The 5,614-nt window shown below is 51.3% G+C and carries 6 protein-coding genes; 3 read left to right on the top strand and 3 right to left on the bottom strand.

From position 1 onward, the window contains the following. Positions 1 to 347: 347 nt before the first annotated feature. The 3 genes from QM529_07345 to hemC all read right to left on the bottom strand — a co-directional run bounded on the left by QM529_07345 (position 348) and on the right by hemC (position 2,998). Positions 348 to 1,031, bottom strand: coding sequence for a hypothetical protein (locus QM529_07345; protein ID MDI9314469.1), 684 nt, complete (start codon positions 1,029 to 1,031; stop codon positions 348 to 350). A 128-nt stretch (positions 1,032 to 1,159) separates the two neighbouring features. Beyond that, positions 1,160 to 1,996, bottom strand: a complete 837-nt coding sequence (locus QM529_07340) for a uroporphyrinogen-III synthase (GenBank protein MDI9314468.1) — start codon at positions 1,994 to 1,996, stop codon at positions 1,160 to 1,162. A gap of 6 nt (positions 1,997 to 2,002) precedes the next feature. Further along, positions 2,003 to 2,998 carry a hydroxymethylbilane synthase gene (gene hemC, locus QM529_07335; GenBank protein ID MDI9314467.1) on the bottom strand — a complete coding sequence of 332 codons (996 nt, stop codon included), beginning with the start codon at positions 2,996 to 2,998 and terminating at the stop codon, positions 2,003 to 2,005. Between hemC and tsaD the strand changes: the two genes are divergently transcribed. From tsaD to secG, 3 genes are all read left to right on the top strand, one after another. Then, the gene (gene tsaD, locus QM529_07330) at positions 2,982 to 4,103 is read left to right on the top strand and encodes a tRNA (adenosine(37)-N6)-threonylcarbamoyltransferase complex transferase subunit TsaD (protein MDI9314466.1); all 1,122 of its coding nucleotides are present in this window, start codon (positions 2,982 to 2,984) and stop codon (positions 4,101 to 4,103) included. The two genes, hemC and tsaD, sit on opposite strands and share 17 nt — an antisense overlap. A 9-nt stretch (positions 4,104 to 4,112) precedes the next feature. Further along, positions 4,113 to 5,027: an NAD(P)H-dependent glycerol-3-phosphate dehydrogenase gene (locus tag QM529_07325; protein ID MDI9314465.1), complete on the top strand. Its 915-nt coding sequence runs from the start codon at positions 4,113 to 4,115 to the stop codon at positions 5,025 to 5,027. A 103-nt stretch (positions 5,028 to 5,130) separates the two neighbouring features. Continuing rightward, on the top strand, positions 5,131 to 5,526 hold the full coding sequence (gene secG, locus QM529_07320; GenBank protein ID MDI9314464.1) for a preprotein translocase subunit SecG: 396 nt from the start codon (positions 5,131 to 5,133) through the stop codon (positions 5,524 to 5,526). Positions 5,527 to 5,614: the final 88 nt, after the last annotated feature.

The following is a 5,614-nucleotide window of genomic DNA, read 5'->3' as shown; positions in this document are numbered from 1 at the left end:
AATCACCATCCCCTACCTCGGCGACATGGTTGGCAAATACAGCGATTGGACGCCGTTGAAAAACCGCACCAATTTATTCCCCGAGGATCGCGATGATTCCGACCCGTGGCAGTTTAAAAACTTCCGGGTCAGAACGTAAAAATTTGTTTGGCGATATGCTTAGGCATATCGCGGGCAGTTTAAAAATTTTCGGGTCAGAACGTAAGTATTTGTTTGGCGATATGCTTAGGCATATCGCGGGCAGTTTAAAAATTTCCGCGTTAGAACGTAAAAAAATTATTGCGCAACGCGCTGAGCCAGCGCAACTTTATTGGCTATGAGCCAACCGCGCCTTAAGCTAAAATGAATTAGAAATATTGCCGGTAGCCGATGCTTACCGAGCTATAGATAAATGGCTTTTGATTGGTGTAATCGCTGGCGGTTTGTTTTTCCGGCCCATTGGGCACAATGTAGAGTCGCCCGCCGATGTTTAATTCGCCGCGACTGCCCACCGAAATGGCCATCGACAATGTTGGCATAATCAAGCCATAATAACGTGCGGTCGAGGATTCGGTCTTGCTGGTAAATTCCGGGCCATTGATTTGGGCAATATCGCCACTGGCCTCAAGCATGATGCTTTCATTGACCACGAAAAACCCGCCGTAAAGCCCCGGCATAATATGAAAGGCATCACCAATATCTAAACTATAACTGGCACCAAACCCGACGGGGATATAAACCTTGCTGTATGTTTTGGAGCAGGCAATGGGTTGAGACTTACCCACCACCGTGCATGTCGTGTCGCCCAATTTGATTGTATTGGCAACCTGAATCGCCACATTCGCACCCAACAGAATATTTTTAATGCTATAGCCGCCATCAATTGTCATGCCATAGGTCAGGTTGAGCTTGCCATTTTGCGTGCTGTCGCCGTTGACAAATCCTAACTCAGCCGCAATATTGGCAAACCCGCCCGTCGGGTTGGCCAGCGCATGACCGGCCGGCGCGAGCAATAAAACCGCCAAACAGCATCTTATAATATTTTTGTTCATTTCAAATCCCCCTTAACATTTTTAATTCGTTTTTTACAACCAATATTGAAATATTTTTTATATTTGACTTTAATAGCTAATTTTTAAGCCAGTTGCAACCATTATCGACTGCATAATAATGCCACCTGTTAGGTGGTTAAGCCACGCCCCCTATCCAGCAACAAAAAACCGGCGTCCCGCGCCGCCGCCGCCACCGCCGCGCTGTGGCATTGGGCAAAAAAATCAGCCGGCGCAAAACCATGGCGGCGCAACAATGCGGCGGTCAGTGCCACGGTGCGTGGCGAAAAAAACAATATCACCCGGCGCGCGCGCGCCGCGTAATGCGAAATTTTTTGCACCACGTTGCTGGGCATGGCATCAACCGCCACCATGTCATACAGGGCGATTTTTTCGGCTGGGATATGGGCCATACGCAGGCGGCTTACCAAATCGGTGCCCTGCCCCTCCCCCGCGGTGGCCGCCGCGCCGATATGCAACAGGTTTTTATCTTTAGGCCAAGCATGGTTTTTATAGGTCGCGATTATCGCCTTGGCCAATTCCTCAACATTGCCACCAGCGACGATGATATTCTTTAGCCCTGGCAAATCGCTCGCGCCATCGGGGGACGCCCTATTGGGGTGAATTTTTTCGGCAAGTTTTTCTTGAATGGCGGCGGCGGTCATCGGCCCGACGGCAAAAATATATTTTTTATCAAGCGTGATGGCATTGTCGCCACTTCGGTGGTTTTTGGCCAGCATTTTGGTAAAGGCGCGCACCCCATTGGCCGAGGTAAAGGCCAAGCCCGGCGCGGCGGTTATTTTTTGTTCGATGGTGGTGATGGGCAAGTTGCTATCAATTTTATATTCCATCACCGCCAAATGCACCGCCTCGTAACCATCGGCCAAATAACGGGCGGTTAAGGTTTGGCCGCTTTCATCCGGGCGGGTGATAATAAATAATGCGTTTCGCAAATCCAACCCGTTCATGACTATCTATGCCAATTCTTCGCCTGATGTTTTTTTGCGCAACATTTCTGCCAGGCTTGTCATTATGTTTTCGCCATCGCTTACGGGGCCGACGATATTTTTTTGCCGTGGGTTTGACAAATCTTCGTCGGCGACAAAACCGGTCGCTATCATGTTATCGCCGTCAATTTTTACCAAACAACCTATCGGCGTTTTGCACGACCCATCAAGCATGGCCAAAAATTGCCGTTCCAACATCACCGCCCTTGCGCTTATATCATGATGAAGCGGTTCGAGCATTTTTTTAACGGCTTGGTCATCGGTTCGCGCCACCACCGCCAATGCCCCCTGTGCCGGTGCCGGGGGAAAATCCTCGGCCGAAAAAACCTGCGCCACGCGATTGGCAAGGTTGATACGTTTCAACCCCGCCAGCGCCAACACCATGCCGTCGATATCGCCGCGCGCCAATTTTTCCAAACGGCTGTTGATATTGCCACGCAACAACACCACCTTAATATCAGGGCGATGTTTTTTCAACAACGCCTGCCGCCGCAGTGACGCCGTGCCAACCTTGCTCCCGGCTGGCATGGCCTGCAGGCTTCGGTTATCACGGCTCAGGAAGCAATCGAACGGCGTCTCGCGCTGGGGGATAGCGACAATCGAAATCCCCGGTGATAATTTTGTTTCGACATCTTTTAACGAATGAACCGCCAGGTCGATTTTGCCGGCCAATAAAGCGGCGTCCAATTCTTTGGTGAAAAGCCCCTTGCCACCGACCGCCGATAATTTATCGTTCAAAAATTTATCGCCGCTGGTGGTCATGGTTTCAATGCCGATACTTAGGTTGGGGTTCGCCGCCTGCAACCCCGCCATGATAAAATTGCTTTGCGCCATGGCCAGCGGGCTGGCGCGACTGCCGATGATAATTTTGTCGCCCGACTTTTTATTTCTTTCATCCATCTTGCTTTTATAGATTTTATCGATAAAAAATGATAGATGTTTTATTATGATAATACTCGGCATCGAAACCTCTTGCGATGAAACATCCCTCGCCCTCGTAACAGACGTGGCAACAGATATGACAACCGACGTGGCGAAAAATAAAAAAGCTGGCGGCCGTATCTTGGCGATGCAAACCTGGTCACAAATTGCCGAACACCGCGATTACGGCGGCGTCGTGCCCGAAATTGCGGCCCGCGCCCATTTGGAAAAAATAACGCCATTATTGTCGGCAACATTTCGGGCGGCCGGCATTGCGCCGGGCGACATCGACGCGGTTGCCGCCACCACCGGTCCCGGGCTTATTGGCGGTCTTATCGTTGGTGCGGTGCTGGGCAAGGCCTTGGGTTTTTCATTGAACAAACCCTTCATCGCGGTCAACCATCTGTCTGCGCACGCCCTGTCGGTGCGGTTAAGCCACGCCGATATAACATTCCCCTATTTAATGTTGTTGGTGTCGGGTGGCCATTGTCAATTGGTCGCGGTTACACAGGCAAAAAATGGCGGGCAAGATTATATTCTATACGGCGAAACATTGGATGATTCGGCGGGCGAGGTTTTTGATAAGGGGGCGCGGTTGCTGGGACTGGCGCAACCGGGCGGCCCGAGTATTGAGCAGGCGGCAAAAAATGGCGATGCCAAGAAATTCCCCCTGCCCGTGCCGATGCGCGGCACCGCCGATTGTGATTTTTCATTTTCGGGTTTGAAGACTGCCCTGAAAACCAAATTGCAAAACAAAATCGACAATCGAAATGAATATCATGTGGCCGATGCGGCGGCCAGCCTGCAACAGGCGATAACATCATCGTTGCGGGAAAAATCGGCACGGGCGATGGCGCGGTTTAAGAACGATTTCCCGAATATCGCGCCCTATCATTTTTGCCTGGTCGGCGGGGTGGCGGCCAACCAATTTATTCGCCAAAACTTGCACCAAACCGCCAAGGACAATGGTTTTGAACTTATCGCCCCGCCCATTAATTTATGCACCGACAATGGCGCGATGATCGCCTGGGCCGGTATCGAAATGTTGCGGCAAGGCATCACCCATGATTTGCGGGCGCGGGTGCAACCACGTTGGCCGCTTGAGAATTTACATAACGCCACCACGCAACAGGTAAAAACCGCCTAAAAAAAATTCATGAAAAAAAATATCACAATCGTTGGTGCCGGCCATTTTGGCATGGTGTTGCACGATGTTTTGGTAAAGGAAAATGTCATCACCCTTATCAAACGCGGCGATAAAATTAATTTAAGCGGCGTCGATTTTTTATTGGTCGCCCTGCCGGTTAAGGAATATGATTCGGTGTTCGCCGATTTGGCCGCCACCACAACCACCCTGCCGCCGACCATTTTATTTTCGAAGGGCATGAACAGCCGTGGGCAATTGCCGATGGCTATCATCGCGCAATATTTTCCCGCCGCGCCAATTGCTGTCTTGGCCGGGCCGAATTTTGCCTTTGAATTGAAAAAAAAATTGCCAACCGCTTCGGTTTTGGCCAGCCATGACAATGCCCTTATCACCGCTGGCCAACAATTATTACAACAACCATTTTGGCGCATATACAAAAGCCGCGACGCGATTGGCGTGCAATTAAACGGCGTGATGAAAAACGTGCTGGCGGTGGCGGTTGGTATTGCGCGCGGTAAAAAACTGGGGGAAAATGCCTATGCCACCCTTATCAGTCGCGGCCTGGCCGAAATGCGGAAATTACTGGCGGCGGAAAAATCCGCCGGTACGGCCAGCATCGATGACACGACCTGCTACGGACTATCGGGCGTGGGTGATTTGGTATTAACCGCCGGTTCGCCACAATCGCGCAACACCGCGCTGGGTATAAAATTGGGTGAGGGCTTAACCATAAGCGACGCCCTGGCGCAATCACGCGGCGTGGCCGAGGGGTATCACGCCGCGGCGCAATTAAATGCACGGGCGATTGGCTTGGGCATTGACCTGCCGATTGTTGCCACCGTGGCGGCGGTATTGCATGATGGTTTATCGGTTGATAAGGCGATTCACCAATTGTTATCGCGCCCCATGCCAGCGCGGGAGTAGCGAGAATAATTGCCTCATCTGCCAATTTCACCCAATGCACCCCTTAGCCCTTGCATAATTGGTGGCGATTGGCTATTGCCTGTAACATAAGGTAACAAAGAAGATGATAACATTTTTACTGATTATTCACGCGATTATTGCGTTGGTATTGATTGTTTTTGTGCTGTTGCAAAAAAGCGAGGGCGGGTCCTTGGGTTTTGGCGGTGGCGGCAACAGCATGTTCAGCGTGCGCGGCACCGCCAATTTTTTAACCCGCACCACCGCCATTTTGGCGACGGCATTCATGATTACCAGCCTGATTTTGGCGATTTTATTTACCCGTGGGTCGCAAAACAATAGGTCGATATTGAAGGATTTGGACAACACTGCGCCAGCCGCCCCAGCCGCCACCACCCCCGGCACCGATAAAAAATCGGTGCCAGCCCTGCCCGGCGCGCCACCCGCCGCCGATGATTTAAAGCCATTTGACACCGCGCCGTCTGCACCTAAAGCGCAATAATTATCGCCTATCGCTTCGCTACTTGAGGCAAGAATTATCGCCAAATTTATCTGCGCTATCATTGCATTGCTTGAGCGCACGCTTCGCT

This window comes from Hydrotalea sp., from assembly GCA_030054115.1.
Taxonomy (GTDB): domain Bacteria; phylum Pseudomonadota; class Alphaproteobacteria; order JASGCL01; family JASGCL01; genus JASGCL01.
Note: the sequence above shows the minus strand (reverse complement) of the source record. Positions and strands in the feature narration are given on the sequence as shown.

Excerpts from the sequence above, each read along its gene's own strand:
- secG (MDI9314464.1), top strand. The coding sequence starts at position 5,131 with ATGATAACATTTTTACTGATTATTCACGCGATTATTGCGTTGGTATTG.
- tsaD (MDI9314466.1), top strand. The coding sequence starts at position 2,982 with ATGATAATACTCGGCATCGAAACCTCTTGCGATGAAACATCCCTCGCC.
- QM529_07345 (MDI9314469.1), bottom strand. The coding sequence starts at position 1,031 with ATGAACAAAAATATTATAAGATGCTGTTTGGCGGTTTTATTGCTCGCG.
- hemC (MDI9314467.1), bottom strand. The coding sequence starts at position 2,998 with ATGCCGAGTATTATCATAATAAAACATCTATCATTTTTTATCGATAAA.
- QM529_07325 (MDI9314465.1), top strand. The coding sequence starts at position 4,113 with ATGAAAAAAAATATCACAATCGTTGGTGCCGGCCATTTTGGCATGGTG.
- QM529_07340 (MDI9314468.1), bottom strand. The coding sequence starts at position 1,996 with ATGAACGGGTTGGATTTGCGAAACGCATTATTTATTATCACCCGCCCG.